Origin of the sequence: Streptomyces sp. NPDC049954 (genome assembly GCF_040656295.1) — a bacterium.
GTDB lineage: Bacteria > Actinomycetota > Actinomycetes > Streptomycetales > Streptomycetaceae > Streptomyces.
Genome location: NZ_JBFALS010000017.1, coordinates 64,042 through 89,816 on the forward strand (window position 1 = coordinate 64,042; position 25,775 = coordinate 89,816).

At 72.0% G+C, this 25,775-nt stretch carries 25 protein-coding genes; 8 read left to right on the top strand and 17 right to left on the bottom strand.

Annotated features, from left to right (window positions below):
- Window positions 1-68 precede the first annotated feature (68 nt).
- Window positions 69-1,046, bottom strand: a complete 978-nt coding sequence (locus tag AB0J21_RS29465; RefSeq protein ID WP_363149201.1) for a hypothetical protein — start codon at window positions 1,044-1,046, stop codon at window positions 69-71.
- Between the two features lie 376 nt (window positions 1,047-1,422).
- On the opposite strand from AB0J21_RS29465, the gene AB0J21_RS29470 reads away from it, so the two are divergent.
- Complete coding sequence (locus AB0J21_RS29470; protein ID WP_363149202.1) at window positions 1,423-2,490, top strand: chitinase; 1,068 nt, start codon at window positions 1,423-1,425, stop codon at window positions 2,488-2,490.
- A 110-nt stretch (window positions 2,491-2,600) separates the two neighbouring features.
- Here AB0J21_RS29470 and AB0J21_RS29475 read toward each other — a convergent pair whose 3' ends face one another.
- The 6 genes from AB0J21_RS29475 to AB0J21_RS29500 form a co-directional block, all read right to left on the bottom strand.
- Window positions 2,601-3,947 (bottom strand): Nramp family divalent metal transporter, encoded by a 1,347-nt coding sequence (locus tag AB0J21_RS29475; RefSeq protein WP_363149203.1) that lies wholly within the window; start codon window positions 3,945-3,947, stop codon window positions 2,601-2,603.
- A gap of 58 nt (window positions 3,948-4,005) precedes the next feature.
- Complete coding sequence (locus tag AB0J21_RS29480; protein WP_363149204.1) at window positions 4,006-4,797, bottom strand: DUF4097 family beta strand repeat-containing protein; 792 nt, start codon at window positions 4,795-4,797, stop codon at window positions 4,006-4,008.
- A gap of 142 nt (window positions 4,798-4,939) precedes the next feature.
- A complete protein-coding gene (locus AB0J21_RS29485; protein WP_363149205.1) occupies window positions 4,940-5,575 on the bottom strand; it encodes a hypothetical protein in 636 nt (211 codons plus the stop codon).
- Window positions 5,576-5,700: 125 nt separating this feature from the next.
- The gene (locus tag AB0J21_RS29490) at window positions 5,701-6,117 is read right to left on the bottom strand and encodes a RidA family protein (protein ID WP_363149206.1); all 417 of its coding nucleotides are present in this window, start codon (window positions 6,115-6,117) and stop codon (window positions 5,701-5,703) included.
- A 5-nt stretch (window positions 6,118-6,122) separates the two neighbouring features.
- Window positions 6,123-6,935 carry an IclR family transcriptional regulator gene (locus AB0J21_RS29495; RefSeq protein WP_363149207.1) on the bottom strand — a complete coding sequence of 271 codons (813 nt, stop codon included), beginning with the start codon at window positions 6,933-6,935 and terminating at the stop codon, window positions 6,123-6,125.
- Entirely contained in the window at window positions 6,932-8,068 is a 1,137-nt protein-coding gene (locus tag AB0J21_RS29500; protein ID WP_363149208.1) for a sugar kinase, read from the bottom strand. The genes AB0J21_RS29495 and AB0J21_RS29500 overlap by 4 nt, the downstream gene beginning before the upstream one ends.
- A gap of 289 nt (window positions 8,069-8,357) precedes the next feature.
- On the opposite strand from AB0J21_RS29500, the gene AB0J21_RS29505 reads away from it, so the two are divergent.
- The 5 genes from AB0J21_RS29505 to AB0J21_RS29525 all read left to right on the top strand — a co-directional run bounded on the left by AB0J21_RS29505 (window position 8,358) and on the right by AB0J21_RS29525 (window position 15,980).
- Window positions 8,358-9,668: an amino acid deaminase gene (locus tag AB0J21_RS29505; protein WP_363149209.1), complete on the top strand. Its 1,311-nt coding sequence runs from the start codon at window positions 8,358-8,360 to the stop codon at window positions 9,666-9,668.
- 103 nt (window positions 9,669-9,771) lie between these two features.
- Entirely contained in the window at window positions 9,772-11,409 is a 1,638-nt protein-coding gene (locus tag AB0J21_RS29510) for a D-aminoacylase (protein ID WP_363149210.1), read from the top strand.
- A 180-nt stretch (window positions 11,410-11,589) separates the two neighbouring features.
- A complete protein-coding gene (locus AB0J21_RS29515; RefSeq protein WP_363149211.1) occupies window positions 11,590-12,198 on the top strand; it encodes a DUF4232 domain-containing protein in 609 nt (202 codons plus the stop codon).
- A 412-nt stretch (window positions 12,199-12,610) separates the two neighbouring features.
- A complete protein-coding gene (locus AB0J21_RS29520; RefSeq protein ID WP_363149275.1) occupies window positions 12,611-14,278 on the top strand; it encodes a SpoIIE family protein phosphatase in 1,668 nt (555 codons plus the stop codon).
- A gap of 601 nt (window positions 14,279-14,879) precedes the next feature.
- Window positions 14,880-15,980, top strand: coding sequence for an amidohydrolase family protein (locus AB0J21_RS29525; protein ID WP_363149212.1), 1,101 nt, complete (start codon window positions 14,880-14,882; stop codon window positions 15,978-15,980).
- A gap of 75 nt (window positions 15,981-16,055) precedes the next feature.
- On the opposite strand, the gene AB0J21_RS29530 is transcribed toward AB0J21_RS29525, so the two are convergent.
- From AB0J21_RS29530 to AB0J21_RS29545, 4 genes are read right to left on the bottom strand one after another with little or no spacing between them, the layout of a single operon-like run.
- Window positions 16,056-16,481: a hypothetical protein gene (locus tag AB0J21_RS29530; protein ID WP_363149213.1), complete on the bottom strand. Its 426-nt coding sequence runs from the start codon at window positions 16,479-16,481 to the stop codon at window positions 16,056-16,058.
- Window positions 16,465-16,950, bottom strand: coding sequence for an RNA polymerase sigma factor (locus tag AB0J21_RS29535; protein ID WP_363149214.1), 486 nt, complete (start codon window positions 16,948-16,950; stop codon window positions 16,465-16,467). Before AB0J21_RS29535 ends, AB0J21_RS29530 begins: the two co-directional genes overlap by 17 nt.
- On the bottom strand, window positions 16,947-17,579 hold the full coding sequence (locus AB0J21_RS29540; protein WP_363149215.1) for a class F sortase: 633 nt from the start codon (window positions 17,577-17,579) through the stop codon (window positions 16,947-16,949). The genes AB0J21_RS29535 and AB0J21_RS29540 overlap by 4 nt, the downstream gene beginning before the upstream one ends.
- Complete coding sequence (locus AB0J21_RS29545) at window positions 17,576-17,992, bottom strand: sortase-dependent protein (RefSeq protein ID WP_363149216.1); 417 nt, start codon at window positions 17,990-17,992, stop codon at window positions 17,576-17,578. Before AB0J21_RS29545 ends, AB0J21_RS29540 begins: the two co-directional genes overlap by 4 nt.
- Before the next feature lie 562 nt (window positions 17,993-18,554).
- Between AB0J21_RS29545 and rph the strand changes: the two genes are divergently transcribed.
- Window positions 18,555-21,227, top strand: coding sequence for a rifamycin-inactivating phosphotransferase (gene rph / locus AB0J21_RS29550; protein WP_363149276.1), 2,673 nt, complete (start codon window positions 18,555-18,557; stop codon window positions 21,225-21,227).
- Window positions 21,228-21,390: 163 nt separating this feature from the next.
- The gene (locus tag AB0J21_RS29555; RefSeq protein WP_363149217.1) at window positions 21,391-21,612 is read left to right on the top strand and encodes a VOC family protein; all 222 of its coding nucleotides are present in this window, start codon (window positions 21,391-21,393) and stop codon (window positions 21,610-21,612) included.
- A gap of 202 nt (window positions 21,613-21,814) precedes the next feature.
- On the opposite strand, the gene AB0J21_RS29560 is transcribed toward AB0J21_RS29555, so the two are convergent.
- From AB0J21_RS29560 to AB0J21_RS29585, 6 genes are all read right to left on the bottom strand, one after another.
- Complete coding sequence (locus tag AB0J21_RS29560) at window positions 21,815-22,774, bottom strand: hypothetical protein (protein ID WP_363149218.1); 960 nt, start codon at window positions 22,772-22,774, stop codon at window positions 21,815-21,817.
- A gap of 14 nt (window positions 22,775-22,788) precedes the next feature.
- On the bottom strand, window positions 22,789-23,253 hold the full coding sequence (locus AB0J21_RS29565; protein ID WP_363149219.1) for an NUDIX domain-containing protein: 465 nt from the start codon (window positions 23,251-23,253) through the stop codon (window positions 22,789-22,791).
- A 407-nt stretch (window positions 23,254-23,660) separates the two neighbouring features.
- Window positions 23,661-23,894, bottom strand: coding sequence for a hypothetical protein (locus tag AB0J21_RS29570; protein ID WP_363149220.1), 234 nt, complete (start codon window positions 23,892-23,894; stop codon window positions 23,661-23,663).
- A gap of 64 nt (window positions 23,895-23,958) precedes the next feature.
- Entirely contained in the window at window positions 23,959-24,801 is an 843-nt protein-coding gene (locus AB0J21_RS29575) for a helix-turn-helix transcriptional regulator (protein ID WP_363149221.1), read from the bottom strand.
- Window positions 24,791-25,315 carry a DUF6879 family protein gene (locus AB0J21_RS29580; protein ID WP_363149222.1) on the bottom strand — a complete coding sequence of 175 codons (525 nt, stop codon included), beginning with the start codon at window positions 25,313-25,315 and terminating at the stop codon, window positions 24,791-24,793. Before AB0J21_RS29580 ends, AB0J21_RS29575 begins: the two co-directional genes overlap by 11 nt.
- A complete protein-coding gene (locus AB0J21_RS29585; RefSeq protein WP_363149223.1) occupies window positions 25,299-25,517 on the bottom strand; it encodes a hypothetical protein in 219 nt (72 codons plus the stop codon). Before AB0J21_RS29585 ends, AB0J21_RS29580 begins: the two co-directional genes overlap by 17 nt.
- Window positions 25,518-25,775: the final 258 nt, after the last annotated feature.

Here is a 25,775-nt window from a genome sequence, read left to right on the forward strand (position 1 = left end):
GGTGGACGGGGGCGGGGTCTTCGGCCGGGGTGCGGCGGGCCGGGGCCCGGGGTGCGCCCCGTACGGCTTCAGTCGCCGTTCACGCTGATGCGGGCGGGGGTCAGGTGGGTGTGCGGGGGCTGCTGCCCGCCCACGGGGGCGAGCGCGGGGGCGGGCGCGCGCCCCATGGGGAGGGTGCGGGGGGCGTCGGCGCGCGGGGCGCTGTGCGTGCGCAGCGGGCGCTGGTCGGCGGGGAACAGCGGGGATCCGCAGAACCCGCAGCGGTCGCCGAGGAGTTCGAGGCCGCACCAGTGGCACTGTTCGCGGCGCACGGAGGAGACGAGCTGGTAGAGGACCGAGATATCGGGGATGCCGGCGGCGAACTCGGTGAGCTTCGAGGTGCCCCACCAGCGGGCCGAGTCGGCGGGCAGCGGGACCTCGGTGACCGACTGCACCTGCCAGCCCCCGGCCAGCACCTCGCCGAGCCAGGCGGAGGGCTGTCCGCCGTGCGCGAGGTAGAGGCGGGTCGCGAAGTCCGGTCCGGTCAGGGTGGCTTCGGGGCCGACCCGGACGATCTGCAGACGGGGGTGGGCCTGCACGGCGAACTGGGTGCCCGGCATCCAGGACCTGGCGTGCGAGGTGAGGGAGACCGGGACCCGGTCGAGGCGGGCGACCGAGCCGAGGACCGCTCCGGCGTGCACGTAGTGCGCGAGCAGCCGGGCCGCCGAGGCCAGAACTCCCGGGGTGAAGTCGCAGCTGGAGAGTTGACGCAGTTGCAGGGTGAGGAGCGCGACGCCCAGCGGCGGCAGGTCGAGACCGACGAGGGTGATCCGGTCGGCCTCCAGGACGGCGCGCGCGGTGCGGACGCGGCGCACGGCCTCGGGGTCGGCGCTGGTGGGGTACAGCACGACGACGTAGCCGTGCTGTTCGAGTAACGCGTGCAGCTCCTCCAGGGATTCGGCGAGCGGCGCACCGGTGGCGGCGCGCAGCGCGACGGCCCCCGGGGTGTGCCGGTCGGGTGAGGGGAGCACCAGATCGGGGCTCGTCACAGCGATCGCGGTGGCCACTCCGCACCCCCCATTTCCCCGGGCATCCCGGCTCTCGCACGACTGTGCGCCGTTCCCTCGCCCTGCACCATATCCAGCCGCCGCTCCCTCAACACCCCACTTCGCAGGGTTCGTGGGCCTTGACCACGACACAGGGTGAGGACGGACGTTGGTCGGATCTTGGCTGGAAAAGGCCGGTAAGTGAGCTGATTCAGGCCGGGGTTCGCCGCGACTCGGCCTCAACCGGGCGGCCGCCGCCGTCCCGCCAGGAACAAGGACCTCCACCCGGACGAGTGTCCCCGGACGTCTTGACAAGCCTATTGGTCTGGACCACCTTGTACGCCAGCGGTGGCCACCCGCTCAAGCACCTCCCCCATCCCCCACAACGGAGGCAGCAGTGGATCGCGCACCGATCTCCCCCCGCAGGCCCGCCCGGCGCAGAGGCTGGAAGGCCGGCGCCCTCGGCGTGGCCGCGGCAACAGCCCTGCTCGTGACCGGACTCGGCGGTCAGGCCCAGGCCACGGGCGCCGGGGCGAGTGCACCGGCCGCAGGCGCACGGCAGGCGGCGAGCGGCAGCGCCGCCGTCCCCGCGCACGCGGTGACCGGCTACTGGCAGAACTTCGACAACGGCGCGAGCGTGCAGACACTCGCCGACGTGCCCTCCGACTACGACATCGTCGCCGTGGCCTTCGCGGACGCCACGAGTACCCCGGGCGCGGTCGACTTCACGCTCGACTCGGCGGGTCTGGGCGGCTACACCGAGGACTCTTTCAAGGCCGATGTCGCGGCCAAGCACGCGGACGGCAAGTCGGTGATCATCTCGGTGGGCGGTGAGCGGGGCGCGGTCGCCGTCAACAGCGAGGCCTCGGCGAACGCCTTCGCCGACTCGGTGTACGCGCTGATGCAGGAGTACGGATTCGACGGGGTCGACATCGACCTGGAGAACGGCCTCGACTCGACGTACATGTCGCAGGCCCTGCGCTCCCTGTCGCAGAAGGCGGGCAGCGGGCTCGTCGTGACGATGGCCCCGCAGACCATCGACATGCAGTCGACCTCGAACGAGTACTTCAAGACGGCGCTCGACGTCAAGGACATCCTGACGGTCGTCAACATGCAGTACTACAACAGCGGTTCGATGCTGGGCTGCGACGGCCAGGTGTACGCGCAGGGTTCGGTGGACTTCCTGACGGCGCTGGCCTGCATCCAGCTGGAGGGCGGCCTCGACCCCTCGCAGGTCGGCATCGGCACCCCGGCCTCGGCGAGCGCGGCGGGCGGCGGCTACGTCTCCCCGTCGGTCGTCAACGACGCCCTGGACTGTCTCGCGAAGGGCACGGGCTGCGGGAGCTTCAAGCCCGCGAAGACGTACCCGGGCATCAGGGGCGCGATGACCTGGTCGACCAACTGGGACGCCTCCTCCGGCAACGCGTGGTCGGGCGCGGTCGGCCCGCACGTGCACGGGCTGTAGGAGGCCGGCCCCGCCGCCGTCCCCGTACGCCGACGGGTTTTCCCCTCGCGCCCGGCAGCGTCGCCGCTCCCCCGGCGGCGCTGCCGGGCGTGCGAGGCCCCCTTCGCGCGCTACCAGGGCAGGTCGCGCACCTGCTGCACGCACAGCACGACGAACAGCAGTCCGGAGGCGGTGAGCAGGGTGTTGCTGAGCAGCCGGTTGCGCCACTCGTCGGGTGTACGGCCGGAGTTGAGCAGCCACAGCAGGGTCAGGGCGAGGAAGGGCATGAAGAAGGCGCCGAGCGCGCCGTAGGCGATGACGAGGCCGAAGGGCTGGTCGAGGAACAGCAGGCTGACCGGCGGGATCGTGAGCCACAGCAGGTAGCCCCGGAAGACCCAGGACCGCTCCGGCCTGCTCGCGGCGAAGGCCACGCCGCTCTCCTCGGGAGCGCGTACGGCAGTACGGTCCTCGCGTTCCCGCCGGGCGAGCAGCCAGGGCCGGACGAAGTCGGCGAACATCAGGCTCACGCCGTGCCAGACCCCGATCAGGGAGGAGAAGGAGGTCGCGAAGAAGCCGATCAGGAAGAGGTTGGCGGTGGCCGCGCCGAAGCGGTCCTCCAGGATGTTCCCGAGGTCCACGAGGCCCCGGTCGCCGGTCGCGAGGGCGATGCCGGAGGAGTGCAGGAGTTCGGCCCCGACGATCAGCATCGCGACGACGAAGATGCCGGTGGTGACGTAGGCGACGCGGTTGTCGACGCGCATGACCTTCATCCAGCCCGCCCCGGTCCAGCCCTTGGCGTTGACCCAGTACCCGTACGCGGCCATGGTGATCGTCCCGCCGACCCCGCCGACGATGCCGAGCGTGTACAGCAGCGATCCGTCCGGCAGGACGGGCAGGAGCCCGGCGAAGGCGTCCCCGAGGTCGGGCGCCACGCGGATCGCCACGTAGACGACGACCACGAACATGACACCGATCAGCACGGTCATGACCTTCTCGAACACGGCGTACTGGTTGAACCAGACGAAGAGCAGGCCGAGCAGCCCGGTGATCACGCCCCAGGTCCTGATCCCGGGGCCCTCGGGCCACAGCGCGGCCAGCGGCAGCGCGCTGGAGGACATGGCGGTCGCCCCGTACACGAAGCCCCACACGACGACGTACACCGCGAAGTACCAGGTGGTCCAGCGGCCGAGCGAGCGCCAGCCCTCGAACAGGGTCCGCCCGGTGGCCAGGTGCCAGCGGCCGACCGCCTCGGCGAGGGCGATCTTCACGACGCAGCCGATGACGGCGGCCCACAGCAGGGTGTAGCCGAACTTGCTGCCCGCGAGCAGTGTCGCGACGAGGTCCCCGGCTCCGACCCCGGTCGCGGCGACGACGATGCCGGGCCCGACGTGTCTCCAGCGGGAGGCACGGGCCGGCGGACCGGCCGTGGTGGCGGCGAGCGGACCTGAGGTGGTGGGGGCACCCGGGGTATCGGCCATGCCGACCAAGAAAGCGTAAAGGGCCGGACGGCACAAGGGGGCCGCCCGTCCGCCGTGCTCAGCCCCGGTGCGCCTCGGTGTCGCCGTTGACGGTGCGCAGGGTCAGGCGGTGGCCGTGCGCGCCGGGGCCGGCGGCCGGAAGGTCCACGGTGGAGCGGCCGTTGACCGTGGTCGCGTCGGTCGCGTACGCGGGGGCGCCGGCCGGCAGCGTGACGCGGGCGGAGCCGTTGCGGGTGACGCCGTCGAGGGCGGCGGGCGCGTTCAGGCACAGCAGGTCGACGTCGCCGTTGACCGTCTCGGCGCCCACCGTACGGGCCTTGAGGCCGGTCGCCCGGACCGAGCCGTTGCGGGTCACGAGATGGTGCCCGGCCCGGCTCGCACCCGAGTCCTGCACCGTCACGTCGCCGTTGACGGTACTCAGCGTCAACGCCCCTTTGACGTCACTGACATCGATCCCGGCGTTGCGGGCCCGGACGGTGACCGAGGCCCCGGCGGGGACGTGGACGAGCGGCATGGAGCCGCAGTTGTCGCGCGCCCGCTCGTCGCCCTCGTCGCACGGCAGGTCGAGGGTGCGGGTGCCGCCCTCCCCGTCCCAGTGCGCGAGGGTCGTGTCCTCGACCCGCACGGAGTCACCGCCACTCCCGGCGACGCGTACGCCGCCCTGCGTGGTGATGACGAGCCGTGCGCCGGAGGGCAGTTGGGCCTGCCGGAAGTCCCGTTGCTCCGCGTCGTGGTGCGTGCGGGACACGGGCCGTCCGGCGAAGCCGCCGTCCTTGCCGTCGTCCGCGCCGCCGTGGCCGCAGGCGGTGAGCACGAGGAGCGGGAGCAGCGCGCACCCGGCCCTTGCCACGAGGGGGGCACGACGGGGCACCCGCCCGCGGTCCGGCCGGCCGGTCCTGGTCCACGATGACATCGTCCGCATGGGAGGCGTGTGCCCCGCGGGGGCGGGTTCACCGCGAGGGGCCGGGTTCTCGCGCGAGGGGGTGGCGGGGCTACTCCTCCTCGAACCACGCGTCGAGCGCCGCGTCCAGGTCCTCCGTCCAGCGCTCCAGCGTCGCCTTGTCGGGCGCCTGGACGTCGGTGGGGTACCAGCGCTTCTCGGGGGTGTGCACGGTGACGGTGAGCCGCCTGCCCCAGCGGGAGGTGCCGTACTCGACCGCGCCGATCTCGTCCCAGCGCCACTCGGCGGCCTGGTCGTCGAGGGTGAAGCGGACGCCGTCCCGGTCGACGGCGATCGTGCCGCGCCGGTCGGAGGCGGTGAACTCGGCGTCGGGGGCGGACGACGTGCCGGCGTCCTCGGGATCGCCGGAGTCGGGGGCGCCCGGGGCCTCCTCGGCGTCCTTGGCGGGGACGGCGTCCTCGGGGGACTCGGCGTCGTCGGCGGGAGCGGCGGGCACGGCGTCCTCGGGGGCCGTCCGCCCCGGTTCCGGCTCGGCAGTCGCCGGCTCCGCCTGCGCGCCGGCCGACGTACCCGTCTCGCGCTCCGCTTGCCGCTCGGCCTCCGGTTCCGTCCCGGGGGCGCTGTCACCTCCCTCGCTCTGTCCGGGCAGCGTCAGGCCGGGGATGAACGCCGGATCGGCGGCGGCGCCGATGGGCGGAAGGTTCGGTGCTGTCTGCTTCTGCTCCACGGGGCGCAGTATGGCGGACGTCTCTGTGGAACGCAGGTCCGGGTGTGCCACGCACACAGTTCCCGCACGTCACACGGCCCGGTTCCCGTGGGCGGGGAACCGGACCGTGCGGGGCGGGGGTGGGCTCAGCCGAGGACGGCGAGCGCGTCGATCTCGATGAGCAGGCCCTTGGGCAGACCGACGTACACCGTGGTGCGCGCGGCGGCGGCCTGCTGGAGGCCCTGCTCCTCGAAGTACTGGTTGTAGATCTCGTTCAGCTCGGCGAAGTGGTCGGTGTCGGTCAGGTAGACGCGCATCATGACCACGTCCTCCCAGCTCGCGCCGCCCTCTTCGAGGATCGCCTTGACGTTGGCGAAGGTCTGGAGGGTCTGCTCGCGCAGCGTCGGGCCGGCCGGGGTGGGCGCCTGGCCCTCGACGGCGGGCAGGAAGCCGACCTGGCCGGCGACCTGGAGGATGTTCCCCTTCTTCACCCCGTGCGAGAACTTCGCGGGCGGGGTGGTGTGCGTGGCGGGGGTGAGAGCGGTCTTCTCGGTCGTGGACATACGCGTCAGGCTTCCTTGTTCTCGGTGTGCTGGGGGTGCTGGGTGTGGTGCGCGGCGTCCGGTGGGTCCGCCGGGCCCGGGGTGCCCGCGTACTCGCGGCTGACGGTGTCGGCCGTGCGCCGTACGAGCGGGAGCAGGGCGAGGAGTTCCTCGGTGGTCACGACGACGTTCGGGGCGGACACCGACATGGCGGCGACGACCCGGCCGTCCGCGCCCCGCACGGGGGCCGCGACGCAGTTGATGGACTCCTCGTGGCCACCGAGGTCGGTGGCCCAGCCCTGTTCGCGCACGGTCGCCAGTTCCTTGAGGTAGGCGGCGGCGTGCGGGGTCGAACGGGGCGTGTACAGGGGGTAGTCGAGGCGTTCGACGACGGACCGGCGTTCGCTCTCCGGGAGGTCGGCCAGCAGCAGTTTCGCGACGGCGGCCACCGACATCGGCACGGTCTTGCCGACCCGCGAGTACATCCGTACCGGGTAGCGGCTGTCGACCTTGTCGATGTAGAGCACCTCGCCCTCCTCGTACACGGCGAGGTGCACGGTGTGCCCGCAGGTCTCGCCGAGCCGTACGAGGTGCGGGTGGGCGATCTCGCGGACGTCGAGGTGTTCGACGGCCTCCTGGGCGAGGGCGAACAGCCGGGCGCCGAGCCGGTAGCGCCCGTCGCCCTGCCGGTAGACGAGGCCGTGTTCGGAGAGGGTGCGCAGCAGGCGCAGCGCGGTGGACTTGTGCACGTCGAGGCGGTTCGCGACGCCGCCGAGGTCGGCGGGGCCCTCGGCGAGCAGCGGCAGGATGCTCAGCGCGCGGTCGACGGTCTGGCTCACGGGGTGCCCGCCTCCGTCCCCTCGACCGCCGGGGTCCCGGCCGCGCCCGTGCCGGTGCGCTGCGCGGGTACGGCGGTCCAGCCCGGCCCGAGCCGCAGTGCGGCCCAGTCCTCGGCGTCGAGTGCGACGAGCCGGTCGGCGTGTTCCCGTACGGGTGGTCGGCACAGGTCCGCGGGGACGGTGAGGACGGCGGCGGCCATGAGGTGTCCGTGCCGTACGCGCTCGGCGAGCGGCAGTCCGCGCAGGGTGCCGGAGAGGTAGCCGGCCGCGAAGGCGTCCCCGGCGCCGACGGGGGCGACGACGTCGACGCGCGGCGCGGGCACGTGCAGGACGACGGGCGCGCCGCCCTCGCCCCCGTCGCCGTCGCCGGTGGTGAAGACGGTGGCCCCGGCGGCGCCCTGCTTGACGACGAGGGTCGCGGGTTCGGGGAGCGCGGCGCGCACCGCCTCGGGGCCGCCGGTGACGCCCCACGCGCTCTCGGCCTCGTCCTCGCCGACGAACACGAGGTCGGCGCCGCGCGCGAGGCCGAGCAGGACCTCTCCGGCGGCGCGCTGGTCGTCCCACAGCCCGGCGCGGTAGTTCACGTCGAAGGACACGAGGGGGCGGCCGGGGCGCCGGTCGGTGAGTTCGCGCATGAGGCCGAGGCAGTCGGGGGACAGCGCGGCGGTGATCCCCGACACGTGCAGGACCCGGGTGTCGCGCAGGACGTCGAGCGGCACGTTGTGCGCGGTCATCGCGGAGGCGGCGGAACCGGCGCGGTAGTAGACGACCTCGAAGGAGGCGTCGGCGTCGCGGTCGGCGGCGGTGCGGAAGTAGATGCCGGTGGGACGGTCCGCGTCCCGGCGTACGGCGGAGGTGTCCACGCCGTACGCGGCTATCGCCTCGACCAGGTGCTCGCCGAAGCCGTCGGCGCCGACCCGGCTGACCCAGCGGGCCGCGTGCCCGGCGGCGGCCAGGGCGCAGGCCACGTTGGACTCGGCGCCGCCGATGGCGCGCGCGAAGGAGGGGACGTCGGCGAGCCGGCCGGGGGTGGAGGGCACGAAGGTGACCATGGACTCGCCCAGGCACACGACGTCGCTGCCGGGTCCGTCACCGGGACGGCCCGGGGCGGCTGCGTTCTCGGTCACGCTCACGGTCGGCCTTTCCTCGTGCCTGTGGGGTCGCGGTCGCTGTCGTACTCGCCGCACCCGCCGTATCCGGCCGGGTCGCGAGTCGTGGGGCTCAGGTCTCGGTCTGCTGCGGGCGGGGGTGTCATTGACCCCGCCTTGTCCCGGATGTTAGACACCTGGGAGCGACATATGCAATGAGCGTTGCGTCCTGCGCAACAGGGCGCGCCGCACACTGGGTGCGGAGGCCCTGGACGTGGGCGCCGCGCTCCGCACCTGCCGTGTCCTCTACCCACCACCTGCCCTGGGAGTCCCGATGACCGCCGGCCACACCCGCCCCGCCGCTCACGACCGGCTGGCCACCGAGCGCGTGGACAGCCGTTTCAAGGGGCTGCCGCCGGACGCCGAGGGCCTGACCGTGGCCGAGCTGGCGGGCCAGCGCCGCAACCTGTTCACGGGCGGGTTCACGACGCCCGTGCTCGCGCTGTCGGCGCCCGCCCTGGAGCACAACCTCGCGCTCATGGAGACGTACTCCCAGCGGCACGGCCTCGACTTCGCCCCGCACGGGAAGACCTCGATGGCCCCGCAGTTGTTCGCCCGGCAGCTGGAGCGCGGCGCGTGGGGCATCACGCTGGCCGTACCGCATCAGGTGCGGGTCGCGCGGGCCTTCGGGGTGCCGCGGATCTTCCTCGCGAACGAGCTGGTGGACGCGGCGGCGCTGCGCTGGATCGCCGGGGAGCTGGCTGCCGACCCGGAGTTCGTCTTCGTCTGCTACGTCGACTCGGTGCGCGGCGTGGAGCTGATGGACGCGGCCCTGCGCGCGGCGGCCGAGACCTCAGCGACCGCCGTGGCGCGCCCGCTGGACGTGGTCGTGGAGCTGGCCGCGGGCGAGGAGGCGCGCACCGGCGCACGGACCGAGGAGGAGTGCGCGCGGATCGCGGAGGCCGTCGCGGCGACGGACACACTGCGGCTGGTCGGCGTCGCGGGCTACGAGGGCGAGGTGCCCCGGGCCGATCCGGAGCGGGTGGCCGCGTGGCTGACGCGGCTCACGGCGCTGCTCGCGGACTTCGACGCGGCGGGCCGCTTCGCGGGGCTGGAGGAGATCGTGGTGAGCGCGGGCGGCAGCGCGTGGTTCGACGCGGTCGCCGAGGTCTTCGGGCGGATCCCCGGACTGTCGGCGCCGGTACGGAAGATCCTGCGTTCGGGCGCGTACGTCTCGCACGACGACGGGCACTACAAGCACCTCACGCCGTTCAACCGGGTGCCCGAGGAGGGCGCGCTGCACGCCGGTTTCCGGCTGTGGGCGCAGGTCGTCTCGCGGCCCACGGACGCGCAGGCCTTCGTCAACGCCGGTAAGCGGGACGCCGCCTACGACCTGGACCTGCCGCGGGCGCAGGTGGTGCGGGACGCGCGGACGGGCGTGGTGCGGCCGGCCGAGGGCGTCGAGGTCTCGGGCCTGTCCGACCAGCACGGCTGGGTACGGACGGCGCCCGAGGCACAGCTGGAGGTCGGCGACTGGCTGGGGATGGGCCTGTCGCACCCGTGCACCTCTTTCGACAAGTGGCAGTTGATCCCGCTCGTGGAGGCGGACGGCACGGTGACGGACTACATCCGCACCTTCTTCTGATCCGCTGATCCACGCGCGCACCCCGAGAACACAAGAAACGCGCGCCCCCCTGAACAGACCCGGCCAGGCCGCGCAGACCGAGCAGACGGAGAAACCGAGCACCATGTCCAGCAGCGATCGCAACGATCTGGTTCTCCGGGACGCCCGGGTGGTCGACGGCTCCGGAGGCCCCTCGTACCGCGCGGACGTCGCGGTACGGGCGGGCCGGATCGCGACGATCGCCCGCGAGGGGGAGCAACGCCCGCACGGGGCAAGGGTGGTGGACGCGGCGGGGCTCGCCCTGTCCCCCGGTTTCATCGACATGCACGCGCACAGCGACCTCGCGCTGCTGCGGGACCCGGAGCACGTGGCGAAGGCCGCGCAGGGCGTCACGCTCGAAGTGCTGGGCCAGGACGGCCTGTCGTACGCCCCGGCCGACGACCGGACGCAGCTGGAGGTGCGCCGGGCCGTCACGGGCTGGAACGGCGGGGCGCCCGAGGACGACTCGCTGGACTTCGACTGGCGCACGGTCGGCGGCTACCTGGACCGGCTGGACCGTCAGGGCATCGCGCTCAACGCGGCCTACCTGATCCCGCAGGGCACGGTCCGGATGTACGCGATGGGCTGGGAGGACCGCCCGCCCACGCCCGAAGAGCTGGACCACATGCGGCGGCTGGTCGCGCAGGGCATGGAGGAGGGCGCCGTCGGCATGTCCTCGGGGCTCACCTACACGCCCGGCATGTACGCGAAGGACGCCGAACTCACCGAGCTGTGCCGGGTGGTGGCCTCGTACGGCGGCTACTACTGCCCGCACCACCGCTCGTACGGGGCGGGCGCCCTGGAGGCGTACGAGGAGATGGTGGCGCTGACCCGGGAGGCGGGCTGCGCCCTGCACCTCGCGCACGCCACGATGAACTTCGGCGTCAACAAGGGCAAGGCCCCCGATCTGCTGACGCTGCTGGACGCGGCGCTCGCGGACGGCGCGGACATCACGATGGACACGTACCCGTACACCCCGGGCTCGACGACGCTCGCCGCGATGCTCCCGTCCTGGGCGAGCGAGGGCGGCCCGGAGGCGACGCTCGCGCGGCTGCGCGAGGAGGGGACGGCCGCCCGTATCCGGCACCACATGGAGGAGATCGGCGCGGACGGCTGCCACGGCGTGCCGATCGAGTGGGACACCATCGAGATCTCGGGCGTCGCGAACCCGGCGTTCACCGCGTGCGTGGGGCGGACGGTCGCCGAGAGCGCCCGGCTGCGCGGCGAGGCGCCGTGGACGCTGGCCAGGCGGCTGCTGCTGGAGGACCGGCTCGGCTCCACGATCCTGCAACACGTGGGCCACGAGGACAACGTCCGCGCGATCATGCGCCACCGGGTGCACACGGGGGGCAGCGACGGCATCCTCCAGGGCCTCAAGCCGCATCCGCGCGCCTACGGCACCTTCCCCCAGTACCTCGGGAAGTACGTGCGCGAGCTGGGCGTGCTGACGCTGGAGGACTGCGTCGCCCACCTCACCTCCCGCCCGGCGGCCCGGCTGCGGCTGCCGGACCGCGGCCTGGTCCGCGAGGGCTACCGCGCCGACCTCGTCCTGTTCGACCCGGACACGGTCGCGGCCGGCTCGACCTTCGCGGCGCCGCGCACCCCGCCCACGGGCATCCCGCACGTCCTGGTCGACGGCAGGTTCGTGATGGAGGACGGCAGGCGCACCGACGTCCTGGCCGGACGGTCGGTACGGGGGCCCGGGACCCGGATCGCGGACTGACCGCCCGCAAGCGGCCCTGACCTGTACAAAGGGGCCCGATCCCGGCACCGGTGCGGGAAGGGGCGGAAAAACTTCCCGGAATCCGTGAACTTTCCCGTCCGTCCGCTCATCGCACCAGTTGTCAGCAAGAGCGGCGGGACCCGCGACGTGACCGGTCGCGGCGGAGAGAGGACGACGGACATGGCGAAGCAGCAGCTCCCCACCACCGGCACCACCGAGGCGTACGGCACGGGGACGCCGGCCCCGCGCGGCCGGCGGGTGCGCAGGCTGGCCTTCCCGGTCGCGGTCGCGGCGGCCCTGTTCGCCACGGCGGGCGCGGTGACCGTGGCACAGGCCGCGTCGAGCGGTACGACCACGACGCCGACCTGTGCGACCTCCGGGCTGTCCGCCTCGCTCGGCAAGAGCCTGGGCGGCGGCATGATGCACGAGGGCACCGTGCTGAAGCTGAAGAACACCACGAGCCACACCTGCCTCCTGCGCGGCTACCCGGGCCTGGGCCTGGAGGACTCCTCGCACCACGCGCTGACCTCGAAGACCACGTGGGGCGGCACGTACTACGCGCAGGACCCGGGCAAGAAGACGCTGACCCTGAAGGCGGGCCAGAGCGCCGAGGCGGTCATCGCCTGGACCCACGCGAACACCGGCACGAGCGATGCCACCCACGCCCGCTACCTCGTGGTGACCCCGCCGGCCTCGAAGACCCACAAGAGCGTCAAGCTCGACACCTGGGTCGACAGCGGCCGGCTGAACGTGACCTCGATGGCGTACAGCGTCAAGGTCACGAGCTGACCCTGCGGGCCCCGGGCCCGTTCGAGCCGCGAGGGAGGCGGCGCGCCGACGAAGGCGCGCCGCCTCCCTCGTTTCGCGACGCCCCCGGTCCACGGCCGACGAGCGGTAGCGGGCCGGGCCGGCCGCTCGCGCCCACGACACGACACGCCATGTCCGATATCGTGATAATCGCGACCTTCGCACACTTCATGACTCCGCCAGACGACCGCCAGACGACCGCCAGACGACCGCCGGAGGGACCTTGACGGGAGACCGGGGAGACCAGGGCGACCGCGGCGAACGGGAGGGCCGGGGCAACCGGGAGGAGCGGGAGGACCGGGCCGACTGGGCGGGCCAGGAGGACCGGGCAGCGGAACTCGGCAGGCAGGACGCGTTGCGGCGGGCGGGCCTGACCGCGGCGGCGGACGCCGGCATGGACCGGTTCGCGAGGCTGGTGGCCCGGTTCGTGCGGACTCCGGTCTCCCTGGTGTCCCTCCTGGAGGCGGACCGGCAGGTCTTCCCCGGCATGTTCGGCCTGAAGGAGCCGTGGGCGCGGCGGCGCGAGACGCCGCTGAACCTCTCCTTCTGCCAGCACGTCGTGGCGAGCGGGGAGCCGCTCATCCTGAACGACACCCGCAAGGACCCGCGCAGCTGCGCGAGCATGGCGATCCCGGAGCTGGGCGTCCTCGCGTACGCGGGGATGCCGCTGACGGACGCCGACGAGCACGTCCTGGGCTCGCTGTGCGCGATCGACTACCGCCCCCGCACGTGGTCCGAGGACGAGCTGCACGACCTCGCGGACCTGACGGCGGCCTGCTCGGTGGAGCTGCGGCTGCGGATCGCGAAGGAGCAGTTGCGCCGCGACCGCGACCAGGCGGACCTGCTGCTGCGCGCCTCCGTGGAACTGGCCCGGGCGCAGGATCTCACCGACGTCGTGCGCCGGCTGCGCGACCTGTTCGACGGGCCCGCCAAACCCTCGTACGTGGGCCTGCTGCTCGCCGACGGGCCGGGGCTGCGGCGCGTGGTCGACCCGGACCGTACGGAACCGGTCGAGAGCGCGATCGGCGGCATGGCGCTGAACGAGGGCTTCCCGAGCGCGCGGGCGATGCGCGAGCAGCGCACCGTGTTCGTCCCCGACCACGCGGCGCTGGTCGCCGGGTACAGCCCGCAGGCCGTGGCCGGGTACGAGGAGCTGGGCCTGTCCTCGGCGCTGTGCGTCCCGCTGGCGCGCGAGCGCGGCGTCCTGACCTGGTCCTGGACGGGTCCGCACGCCCTCGCTCTGACCGAGAAGGCGGTGCTGACGGCGGTGGCCGGGTACGTGAGCCAGGCCGTGGAACGCACCCTGTTCGTGGAGAACCGGCTGAGTGCGGCGGAACAGCTCCAGGCCGCGATGCTCACCGAACTGCCCGTCGTACCGGGCCTGGAGATGGCCGCGCTGTACCTGCCGGCCGCCGACCAGGACATGGTGGGCGGCGACTGGTACGACGCCTATCTCCTCCCGTACGGCGCGGAGGGGCGGGACGCGGCGCTCATGGTGTCGGTCGGCGACGTCATCGGGCACGACATGCGGGCGGCGGCCGTGATGGGCCAGGTCCGCAGCATGCTGCGGCAGGCCACACTGGGCCATCCCGCGCACTCCCCCGCCGCCGCGCTGACCGCGGTGGACCCGGCGTTCGCGGTCCTGCCGCTGGGCCCGGGCGGCACGGTCGTGCACGCGCGCCTGGACACCCACGGGCACCGCTGGCGGCTGACCTGGTCGAACGCGGGCCATCCGCCCCCGCTGCTGCGCCTGCCCGACGGCCGGGTCTCGGCACTGGAGGAGCACGACCTGCTGCTCCTGGACGCCGCGACGGGCCTTGCGCGCCACGAACACGAGCGCGAACTCCCGGCGGGCAGCGTCCTGGTGCTGTACACGGACGGCCTGGTCGAACGACGCGACAGCGACCTCGACGTGGGCATCGGGCAGACGATGGCCACCCTGTCCGAGTACGGCGACCGCCCCCTGCCGAGCCTGCTCGACGCACTGTCGCACGGCGTGAAGAACTCCGCCCAGCGCGACGACGTCGCGGTCCTGGCGCTACGGGTGACGGGCGGGCGCTGAGGGGGCGGTGCCCAGAGCCGCACGGCTGGCCCCTGCCACCGCCTGCCGCCGCCTGCCGCCCGGCACTTCGCGTCGCGCCACCGGAGTTCGTCCCCTCAACCGCCCACCCGGACCAGTGTGGCCGCGGACCGTGCCACTTCCGTCCACGCGCTCGGCGCGGACCTTCGGCGGGCCGGAGGCGGCCGAGAACTGTCCGTCCCCGTCGAGCGCCGAAACAGCGCCGACTCCGCCCAGGGGGACGGCACTTCACGCGATGACGCCGTCCAGAGGGTTGACACCGGCGGGACGCGAGTTTCACCATCCATGAAGCCAGTGCATATAAGTGAACTCGGAGGGGCGATGCGCATCATCGGTCTTGCGGAGCGCTTCGCGGCGGAGCCAAACGCGCGGAAGCCGCCCCTCACCTCTGCCGGCCGCCAGACCGGGCAGGAGGCCGCGGCCGTCGTCACCCGAGCGCCGTCGACCATCTGACGACCCGTGCGCCCTGGCTCTGGCCGATCTCCGGTGAGGGGGCGCGGGTGCGGACGACCGGCCGCCTGAGCCGTCCCATCGGACCCTTCAGCCCCGTCCCGACCCCTCCCCAGAAGGAGAAGCAGCAGAGATGAGCGCTCACGAATGGTCAAGACGTCAGGTCCTGAACACCGCGGCGGGCACGGGGGTCGCGGTCGGCGGCGCGGCCTCGTTGCTGAGCCCCGGCGTCGCTCAGGCGCACGACAGGCGTCCCGGACCGGGCGGCCGTACGAAGATCATCGCCATTGAGGAAGCCGTGCTGCTGCCGGGCCTCATCACGCAGGGCACGGCGCTGAACGGCGCCATTCCCTTCAAGCCGGAAGTGTCCGCGCAGTGGCTGAAGCGGCTGCCCGACATCACCGAGTACCGGCTCGCCGACATGGACGAGAACGGCGTCACCATGCAGGTGCTCTCGCTCGCGCCGCCCGGGGTGCAGATGCAGCCGGACGCCGCCGTCGCCGTGCGCGACGCGCGGCACGCCAACGACGCGCTGGCCGCCGTCATCGCCGCGCACCCCACCCGTTTCGGCGGTCTCGCCGCCCTGCCGCTCCAGGATCCCCGGGCGGCCGTACGGGAGGCGCGGCGAGCGATACGTGATCTGGGGATGGCCGGGTTCCTGGTCAACGGCCACACCTGCGGGCACTATCTGGACGAGCCGCAGTTCCGGGAGGTCTGGGCCGTCCTGGAGGAACTCGGCGCGGCCCTGTACCTGCATCCCACTCCGGCCCCGGCAGGCGACTGGGGCATCACGCGGGACCGTCCGGAGCTCGTCGGCCCGCTCTACAGCTGGGCGGCCGAGACGGCGGGGCACGCTCTGCGCGTCATCGTCGGCGGAGTCTTCGACGACTTCCCGGGGGCGCGGCTCATCCTCGGGCACATGGGCGAGTTCCTGCCCTTCCACGCGTCCCGCCTCGACGTGCAGATCCAGAACATCACCACGAAGGTGCGGTTGAAGCGGAAGCCCTCCGAGTACCTCGTCGACAACATCGCCGTCACCACCTCGGGGGTGATGGACGACACGATGCTGCAGGCCGCCATCAAGGTCATGGGCATCGACAACGTGCTCTTCGCGATCGACTACCCCTTCGAGAAGAGCGCTCAGGCTGTCGGCTTCCTGCGGGACGCCAGGCTGTCGCCCTCCCAGCGCCGGAAGATCGCCCACGGGAACGCCGAACGCCTCCTGCGGCTGTAGACCACACCCGCCCGAAAGCACCTTGCGGGTCCTCCCGGCGGTGGCCGGGGAGCCGGGACCGGGACCGGAGGCTCGTCACGGGGCTCTGGAGGGCGGGTCCGCCGGGACGCCGGTCCGTTGTTCCCCGTCCGACGGCCGGACCGGCCGGGACGGCACCGCGGAGGGGCCTGGTGACGGCTTCTGGGCCGGGACGGGCGTGGCGGAGGACGGGGGCGAGGACGGGGTGCGCGCGGGGGCCGGGGCGAGGGGACGCTGAGGCTGCGGGGCGGGGGAACCGGTGTTGCCGTGGAAGGGCAGCGCGATCAGCAGCGCGGCCGCCGTGGCGAGCGCGGCGCCACCGGCCGTACGGACGAGCCGGCGCCGGCCGGCACGGCGGCGCACGGCCGCGTACTGGCCGGGCGGCAGCGGAAGCCGGCCGACGTCGGCGGGACGCAACAGCCGGACCAGCGGGTCGTCGGCCTCTCCCCGCTCCTCGCCCTCGTCGTCAAACCGCGTGGTCAACACTCCTCCTCAGGTGGGCGCGCAGGAGTTCGCGGGCCGCGTGCAGGTCCGCCTTGACAGTGCCCTCCCTGCGCCCGGTGCGGGCCGCCACCTCACGTACCGGCATATCGGCGTAATAGTGCAGCAGGATCGGCACCCGCAGTCGCTCGGGCAGCGACTGGACGAGCAACCGCACGGAAGGATCGGGCTGTTGATCCGGTGGGCGCACGGCCGCCTCGTTCGTGGCCCGCCGCACGGCGCCGCGTTCGCGCTCCAGGGCCCGCCAGTGGTCCCGTACGAGGTTGGCGGCGGTCACGTAGAGGAAGCCGCGTGGCTCGTCGACGGAGGTCCAGCGCGCCCAGAGCCGGGTGAAGGCCTCGGAGGCGACCTCGTGGGCCGTCCCGTCGTCGTCCACGAGCCGCCGCACCCACCCCGCGAGCCGGGGGTAGAGCGCGGCGAACAGCTCGGCGGCCTCCCGCTCGCGCCTCACGGGGCCTCGGCGAGGTGGGCGAAGACGATGAGGTTGGAGTCGTACCCGGCGGACGTGCGGTCACCGGCGCAGGTGATGAGCCTGAGTTGCGCGTCGGGCACGTCTCCGTACACCTCTTCGGTGGGGAACTCGTCCTTGTCCACGGTACGGAGCCGGTCCACGACGAATCCGGCGGTGGAGCCGTTCTCCAGGCGCACCACGATCCGCGCTCCGCGCCGCAACGCCCCGAGCCGCCGGAACACGCCGTCGCGGTGCGGTCCGGTGGTCACGTGCCCGAGCAGCACGGCGGGTCCCTTCTGCCCGGGCGTCGGCCCGTACCGGTACCACCCGGCGACATCGTGCGCGAGGGCCGGCGGCACCTGGACGGTCCCGTCGGCGGCGAGGCCGAGGGACAACACCGAGGTGTCGACCCCGGCGCCGGGGATCAGCAGCCGCGTGGGCGTGTGCCGTCCGCTCGGTGACCGGGGCGTGTGGGACGCGTGCGGAGCGGGGGAACGGTGGGACACCTGGGACGTGTGGGACGGGCGGGCGGCGGCGTGCGGAGCGGTCGGGGTGGACTGCCCGCAGGCCGTCAGCAGCGCGCTGAGCCCGAGCGCGCAGCACAGGGCGCGCCTGGAGAACAGGCTCATGCGGTGGCGCCCCGCCGCCTCCGTACGATCACGAACCCGGCCCCGCCCGCGAGCACCACAGCGGCGGCGGCGCCGCCCACCACGGTGCCGCCGTGGCCGTCCTGGCTCCCCGCGCCGGTGGCGGCGGCGCCCCTGGGGACGACGCTCACCTGGGGTCCTGAGTCCTTCCGGGCCGGGACCGGGGCCGGGGAGGGGGCTTCACCCCTGCCCTGGGAGGGGACGGCAGACGGAGCCTGGCTCGCGGCCGACGGGGGCACGGGGCTGGGGGCGTCGTCGTTCGCCCGCGAGGGCACGGGGCGGGGGGTGCTGGAGCCGGACGCGGGGCTCGGTGCGGAGTCGGCGAACGCGGCCGCGGGCGCGGCGAGGAGGGCCGCGCAGGCGAGGGCGGCGGCTCCGAGAACAGTACGACGCACGTGTCTTCCTTCGCTCTGGTCAGGCCCGCGCCGGATGCCGCGGGCCACGTTCCCCGTCCGGCCGGTGGACGCCGGCGGGCGTCGGCGGCGGGGAACTGAACACAGAGACGGAGGCCGGTGCGGCCGGGTTGTAAAGAGGAAGCAAAGGCCCGTGAGGGGGGCCGGAAGCGGCCTGTGCGCCCCGGCCGCTCCTGGAGCCCGCCCGCCGGGGGCGCGGCACGCCAGGGGGGACGGGAAAACACAAAGGCAAGGAGAGCACTCTCCTTGCCACTCTCAACTTATAGCGCGACAGGGGGCTTGCCGCAAGGCCCCCGGGAGGGCGCACAATCGTCGGCCGAGGCCACGACCAGCAGAAATGAGGGACACGACGTGCGGGTGTTGTCGTCAGGGCGCGGGGGACGCGATGACGTCGGTCCAGCGGGCGGACCGGTGGTGCGACGGGGGGTGCGGGTGCCCGGCTCCGTGGTGCGGGAAACGCGCCCGCCCCTGAGGTGCTGGAGGTGTCGCGATGAGAGAGACGGCCGGGACGACGGAAACTACTGAGATGGTGGGGACGACGGAGATGGCCGAGCGGCAGTACGTGCTGGACCTTCGCGAGGCCGAGGGGACGCGGATCGCGCTCGTCGGCGGCAAGGGCGCGCATCTGGGCGAGCTGTCGCGGATCGAGGGCGTCCATGTGCCGGACGGCTTCTGCGTGACGACGGAGGCGTTCCGGCGGGTCGTGGCGCTGGCGCCGTCGCTCGACGAGCAGCTCGACCGGTTGTCGCGCCTGGACCCGGACGACGGGGAGGCGGTCCGCACGCTCAGCGCGCGGATTCGCCGGACCGTCGAGGGGATCGCGGTCCCGGACGGTCTCGCGGCGGCGATCACCCGTGCTCTCACCCGGTTCGGCGAGGGGGCCGCGTACGCCGTCCGCTCCAGTGCGACGGCGGAGGACCTGCCGACGGCCTCCTTCGCCGGACAGCAGGACACCTACCTGAACGTCGTGGGACCGGCGGCGGTCCTCCGGCACGTCAGCCGGTGCTGGGCCTCGCTGTTCACCGAGCGCGCCGTGGCCTACCGGCAGCTCCACGGCATCGACCACCGTACGGTCCGGATGGCCGTGGTCGTGCAGCGGATGGTCCTGCCGTACGCGGCCGGCGTCCTGTTCACGGCGGACCCCGTCACGGGCAACCGGAAGGTCGCCACGGTGGACGCGGGCTTCGGCCTCGGGGAGGCCCTGGTCTCCGGCCTGGTGAACCCGGACGTCTACCGGGTGCGGGGCGCGGAGATCGTCGCGCGGACGATCGCCGCCAAGGAGCGCGCGGTGCGGGCCCTGCCGGACGGCGGTACGCGGGAGGTGGCGGTCGACGCGGGGCGGCAGCGGGAACCGGCGCTGACGGACGCGCAGGTCCTGCGGCTGGTGGAGCTCGGGCGGCGCGTCGAGGCGCACTTCGGCAGCCCGCAGGACATCGAGTGGTGCCTGGTGGACGACGGCTTCGAGATCGTCCAGAGCCGGCCGGTCACGACGCTGTTCCCGGTCCCCGGGGCCGTCCCTGAGGCCGTGCCCCGCGATTCCCCGGAAGCCGCCGCCGGTACGGGCGCCTCCGGGAACCGCGTCTACGTCTCCGTCGGTCACCAGCAGATGATGACCGACGCCATGAAGCCCCTCGGGCTCTCCATGTGGCGGCTGACGGCCATGGTGCCGATGCGCGAGGCGGGCGGGAGGCTGTTCGTCGACGTCACCGGGCGACTGGCCTCGCCCGCGAGCCGCGCCGGTCTCCTCGACGCCATGGGGAAGGGTGATCCGCTGGTCAGGGACGCCCTGGAGAGCGTCCTCGACCGTGCGGACTTCGTCCTGTCGCCGCCGGACGCGGCTCCCGGCGGCCCGGCGGCCGGTGGGCCTCCGGCCGGTGGCGCCCCCGCTCCGGTCGAGACCGATCCGGCCGTCGTCAGCGAGCTGATCGAGCGCAGCCGGGCGTCCGTCGCCGCCCTGGAGCGGGACATCGGGACGAAGTCCGGCCCGGCGCTGTTCGACTTCCTGCTCGCGGCCTTCGAGGAGCACCGACGCGTCCTCAGTGACCCGCTGAGCATCCAGGCGATCATGGCCGGGATGGAGGCCACCTGGTGGCTCAACGACAAGCTGTGGGAGTGGCTGGGCGAGAAGAACGCGGCGGACACGCTCACGCTGTCCGCCCCCGACAACGTCACCTCGGAGATGGGGCTGGCACTGCTCGACGTCGCGGACGCGATCCGCCCGCATCCGGAGGTGGTGGCGTTCCTGCGGGACGTCGGGGACGTGCCGGGCGCGGCCTTCCTGGACGAGCTGCCGAAGCTCGCGGGCGGGGCCCGGGCGCGCGCGGCGATCGACGCCTACCTCGACCTCTACGGCATGCGCTGCGCGGGCGAGATCGACATCACGAGGCCGCGGTGGCGCGAGCGTCCCTCCGCCCTCGTACCGGCGATCCTGGACAACGTCCGGAACTTCGGTCCTGGGGCCGCCGAGCGGCGCTTCGAGCAGGGGCGGCGGAAGGCGCGGGAGAAGGAGCAGGACGTCCTGGCGCGCCTGCGGGCCCTGCCGGACGGGGACGAGAAGGCCGACGAGACGAAGCGCATGATCGACCGGGTCAGGACCTTCATCGGGTACCGGGAGTACCCCAAGTACGGCATCGTCTGCCGCTACTTCGTCTACAAGCAGGCCCTGCTGGAGGAGGCCGAACGCCTCGTGCGGGCGGGGGTGCTCCACGACAAGGAGGACGTCTTCCACCTCACGTTCCAGGAGTTCCACGAGGCCGTGCGCGCGCGGCGGGTGGACGAGGGGCTCGTCCGGCGGCGCAAGGAGGCGTTCCGGTCCTACCAGGCGCTCACTCCGCCCCGGGTGCTCACCTCGGACGGCGAGGCGGTCAACGGTGCGTACCGGCGCGAGGACGTACCGGCCGGGGCCCTGACCGGACTGCCGGTCTCCGCCGGGACCGTCGAGGGCAGGGCCCGCGTCGTCCTGGACATGGGCAGGGCGGACCTCGAAGCGGGCGACATCCTGATCACGACCTTCACGGACCCCAGCTGGTCCCCGCTGTTCGTCGGCATCGCGGGCCTGGTCACGGAGGTGGGCGGCCTGATGACCCACGGCGCGGTGATCGCCCGCGAGTACGGCCTGCCGGCCGTCGTGGGCGTCGAGGGCGCCACCCGCCTCATCCGCGACGGCCAACGCGTCCGCGTACACGGAACCGACGGCTACGTCGAGATCCTGTCCTGACGCGCCGTCGAAGCGGGAGACGCCGTGCGTGCCTTCGGCGGTGCGGCACCGTGCGGTTGTCGCCCGTTCCACAGCCGCCCTCACCTGGATAGAGCCGCATCGGGCAACGATTGCCCGGTAACAGGCTGGACAACCCCTCACCGGCCTCCGGACAGTGACGCCCATGACGTCACTCATGCGCAACATCACCGTCGACTGTGCCGACGCCTACGCCCTCGGGTCTTTCTGGGCGGAGGTCCTGGGAGGGGTGCTCTCCGAGGACGACGGTCCGGAGGTCCCGGAGGTACTCGTGAGCGCTGGTGAGGGCAGTGGTCCGGGGCTGCTGTTCCTCCCCGTACCCGAGGGCAAGACGATCAAGAACCGGCTGCACGCCCCGGACGCATGAGAGCCCCGCGCGGCGGCCTCGGGGGAGGGACTGCCTGGCGGGGCTCTCGCGGGTCACGAAGGTGCGGCGGCCGGGGACCGCGCCCCGGACGCCGTGACCCGTGCTGTCAGCCCCACGTCACGCGGGGGCCGACGACCACCCGCCCGGCGGAGAGAGAACATGCCGGATGGGTGTGGCTTGGGGGTGCGCTGGACCAGCGCGCCTACGGGATAGCGCTCGGGGCGAAGTAGTCAGACGCCTGAAAGGCTCCGGAGAACGTTCCCGGCCCGTGCCGCTCGTCCAGCCACTCACTGAGCCCCGCCGTGCGTCCGCTGATCACCCCCCGCAGTACGAGAGCGTGCAACTCGTCCTCCTCGCCCGGCGCGAACTCGGCGAGAAAGGCGGCGTAGCGCTGGTTCACTCCCCGCTCGTACCGGGCGAGAGAGACCAGGTACGCCCTCTCCTCCCCTTCGCCTTCCCCGGGGTCGGTGGCCACGTCTGCGGGTGACAGGTTTCCGGTGAAGTCGCGGAAGGCGAGCCGGCGGGCGGGGTCGTCCGGCTCGGCGACTCCGGCGAGCGCTGCCGCTTCGCGGGTGAGTCGGCGCGCTTCCTGGTCGCACGCGCCTTCCATGACGACGCCGAGATTTCGGGTGTGACCCGTGTCGGCGGTGTCGGCCGTCGAGTACGAAGCCCCGTTCGTGCGAAGGTAGTTGATTCCGTACTGAACGCGCGTCGGCACACCTGCCACGTCCACGTAACGGCGGCGTGACCCGTAGTGCAACGAGTCGTGTGCCCACGCTCGCAGCAGGTCCAGTAACGCGAGTTCCGGGTGAGCGGGGGTGTCGCCCTCCGTCGGCCCGTACATGGTGATGACGGACACCGCCTGCAGGTGTCCGTACCCCTGGTCCGGGTGGTGGAAGCCGCCGAACGCCCCGGCCCGGGTGGACTCGGCCCCGACCAGCGTCCGTGAGAGCGGCAGGGGTTTCGTCAAGCCGAGTTCGGCGAGGCGTTCGCGGACGGTCTCGCGGCCGGTGCGGAACGGCTCGGTGTCCACGCCGGAGGCGTTCCAGCGCGCGAGCCGTTCACCGGCCGTGCGGAAGGTGTGGTGCGGGTGCCGGCGAGTGAGAGTCGCCGTGTCGGCGCGCAGAGCGGCCAGGGAAGCCGCTACCGAGCTGCCGACCACGGTTTCGTTCGGGGTCAGGAAGGGCTGTTGCCCGCGATGAGCCGCCTGTGCGTTTCCTGCATCCCCGGCGGCAGCGAATTCGGGTCGAACCACTGTGCCTCCAGAATCTCGAAAGAGTCGATCTTGAGAGTCCCGCCCACGTAGTGCGCCTCGTAGGCGACTTCCACGCGGAGCTTGAACCCGCTTTGCAGTCGGACCAGCGCACCGGGCTTCACGTCGAGCCCGGTTTCCTCCTTGACCTCCCGGACGATGGTCGCGGTGAACTCCTCACCCGCCACGGCATAGCCGGTGGGGAGCCCCCACGGAGCTTCCGGGGGCCACATCCGGTGACGGAGCAGCAGAACCCGCCCCGCATCGTCCCGGACAACCCCAGTGACGCCCACCATGAACTTCGAGTGCGCCACCCACAGCACCCGCCATTGCAGGGGCCCGCGGATGAGCCGCCAGACTCCGGCAACGATGCGCTTGACAGGGTTCATTGGGGGTGTTCCTCTCGCTCACAACGGACCGCAGGTGTTGGGGTCCGTGACACTGCTCAACCCTGTCGGCGCGGGTGCGTCACGTCCGCGACTCAACATCTCGGCCCCGCAACACGGACCGGAACGCTTACGGCGGTCATTGAGCACCACCGAACAGTTACGGGGTGGTGTGGACGTAGGGCAGCTCGGGCGCGTAGGCGTACGACCGGTGGTCGGGGTGTGGGCGGCCTGCCGCATCGCCCAGTCTTGGGCGGACACCCCGTCTTCGGTGCGCTCGGACTCGGCTGCGCAAACCTTTCCGTCTTCGTCCTCGCTGGTGCACCGGTGCAGGCGCGTGACGGGGGCGGCGTCGGGCTCGCGGTCGGGCTTGACGGTCCAAGGGGCGCAGCGGAACAGGCCGTTGGTGCTCATGCGGCACGCACCGCCCCTTGTCCGGCGCACTGCCGCTCGGCAGTCTCCCGTTCCGCCGGGATCGGCTCGCGCACGGTCCCGGGCTCGGCCTCCCACTCACACCCGCCACGCACGGGGCGGAGCATGTAGCGGGGGCCGCCCTTGCCCATGAACACGCCGAGCTTGCCGTTCGCGTCCACCAGCAGCGTGCCCGGCTCGGGCGGTTCGGTCCGCGCAAGGTTGTCATCCACAAGCTGCCCCCTATGCGTAGTGCGATGGGGAAATGCTAGGGAAGACTTCAAGACGAACGCAAAACTATTTGCGTTGTCGGGTAAAAAAGACGGACCATTCCGATAGAAGCTCGCGACACTCGTCCCCGAAGACTGCATATCGCTCGTACGATTCAAAATCGCCGAGATAGGCGAGAACGTCTCTTCGGTCGCGCAGTAGAAACGCGCCGGTTCCCGTTTCCACTGTCGCGAGCTTGCGATCGTAGATGGTGAAAGTATTCAACGGCCTTTCCGGGATGTGCCCGCCGAGCGGGAGGACACCCAGGCGCACACTGGGAATGCGTGAGACAGAAGCAAGTCTGTCCAACTGTATCGCCATCGCTACGGGTGACAATAGAGGCCACCTGACGGCCTGCTCCGTGAGAATGAAGGTGAATGATTTTCCGGGGTCGTAAAGCACCTGCTGCCGATCGAGCTTTTTGGCAATGGTCTTTGATTGGTCGCCCGGAACATCGGCAATGCTTGCGCGTACGTAATCAGGAGTGGCGAGCAGTCCAGTGATCATGGAGAGCAGGAAGAAACGAAACTCTGTAGATGCGCTCTCTAGCCTGGAAAGCTCATTCTGCTTCTTGTCCAACCCTCGGCGCCGGGAAGACCAGTGGTCTTGCCACTCTGTGTTCGCAGTCCTGGCCAGGGAAATTACCTGAGCCGCCGTGGACTCGTTCGCGCCGAGGGCTTCCAGTATCATTTCGACATCCAGCAGAGAAGGCGTCAGCTTCCCGCTTTCGATGTTGCTCACCTTTGTTTGAGACATGGCGCAGCGACGGGCGAGCCAGGTTTGGGTTTTCCCGGCTCGCCTGCGCTGGTCTCGTAGCATTTCCGCCAGGTCGTTCCTGGATTGACCTAGCGTTTCCGGATCAAGCGCCAAGGCCCTTCACGTACTCCTCGAAGGGCACCGACTCCGCGATTGCGATTCGGCGGTACTGGATGAACGGTGCGATGTCACCTTCGTAGACTTCCCGGTTGATCTGCCGTCCGTCGGGGTGATAGTTCATGAGTACCACCTCTGCGTTGTCGAAGATCCAGAAATCCGGGACCCCTTCCAAGGGATTCGTCCGACCCGTCACGTCCAGGATTCTGATCCTCTCACCGGCGATCGAATGCGGATGGTAGTACTGCGAGAATTCGAAGCGCAGGTATTCGGCAAGTGGGCGCGTCACAATATGGACCCGCCCTTGCGAGCGCCCCTCGGTGACCTGTCGGCGCAGACGCTCCGTGTATTCGTTGGAAACTGTCCGAGGGTCAATGCGGGTACCGCCAGAAAAGGCGGCGAACTCTTCCTCTTCCTGCGGCATGAGGTACTGCGGAAGGGTCTCCAAGCGCCACGCTTCTTGCCGAAATTTCTCGAAACGAGCGGACCAGGCGTCACCAGCCAAGAGCACGAACAGCCTCCCTCAAAATCTCCTCCGGAATCTCCACGAGCGCTTCGCCCTCCGGGGCCGTGAAGGCGTGAGACACCGCGCCCTGCACCACGAACCCACCGGAAGCCGTCTTGTAAACGTTCGGGCAGTCGTCCTTGCCGCAGTTGCCGTTGCCGTTGCCGTTGCCGTTGCCGGTAAGCCTGGTCAGTTCCTCACGTGACACGTCTCCGAGCCCCCTCCGAACCGGCCTCTTCCGGGCCGACTGATACGAAGGTACGGGCGCGATACTCGGAGCGTCTATGCGATCACTCCCATATTCGCGTCCTCGCATAAACAGGGGAGGCGGGGCGGGCGACCACTGATCGCGGACATGGAGGTAGCCCCCGCGCTGTCCGTCCAACGTGTGGCAGGCGGCACGGGGGCTGTAGGGGATGGTGTCCCGTGGAGTGGTGTAGGAAGGCGCGCTTCCCCGATGAAGAGG

What these genes read in the sequence shown, in the direction of transcription:
- AB0J21_RS29555 (WP_363149217.1), top strand. Translation starts at nt 21,391, where the DNA reads ATGACGTCACTCATGCGCAACATCACCGTCGACTGTGCCGACGCCTAC.
- AB0J21_RS29515 (WP_363149211.1), top strand. Translation starts at nt 11,590, where the DNA reads ATGGCGAAGCAGCAGCTCCCCACCACCGGCACCACCGAGGCGTACGGC.
- AB0J21_RS29475 (WP_363149203.1), bottom strand. Translation starts at nt 3,947, where the DNA reads ATGGCCGATACCCCGGGTGCCCCCACCACCTCAGGTCCGCTCGCCGCC.
- AB0J21_RS29510 (WP_363149210.1), top strand. Translation starts at nt 9,772, where the DNA reads ATGTCCAGCAGCGATCGCAACGATCTGGTTCTCCGGGACGCCCGGGTG.
- AB0J21_RS29565 (WP_363149219.1), bottom strand. Translation starts at nt 23,253, where the DNA reads ATGAACCCTGTCAAGCGCATCGTTGCCGGAGTCTGGCGGCTCATCCGC.
- AB0J21_RS29490 (WP_363149206.1), bottom strand. Translation starts at nt 6,117, where the DNA reads ATGTCCACGACCGAGAAGACCGCTCTCACCCCCGCCACGCACACCACC.
- AB0J21_RS29520 (WP_363149275.1), top strand. Translation starts at nt 12,611, where the DNA reads ATGGACCGGTTCGCGAGGCTGGTGGCCCGGTTCGTGCGGACTCCGGTC.
- rph (WP_363149276.1), top strand. Translation starts at nt 18,555, where the DNA reads ATGGCCGAGCGGCAGTACGTGCTGGACCTTCGCGAGGCCGAGGGGACG.
- AB0J21_RS29525 (WP_363149212.1), top strand. Translation starts at nt 14,880, where the DNA reads ATGAGCGCTCACGAATGGTCAAGACGTCAGGTCCTGAACACCGCGGCG.
- AB0J21_RS29505 (WP_363149209.1), top strand. Translation starts at nt 8,358, where the DNA reads ATGACCGCCGGCCACACCCGCCCCGCCGCTCACGACCGGCTGGCCACC.
- AB0J21_RS29540 (WP_363149215.1), bottom strand. Translation starts at nt 17,579, where the DNA reads ATGAGCCTGTTCTCCAGGCGCGCCCTGTGCTGCGCGCTCGGGCTCAGC.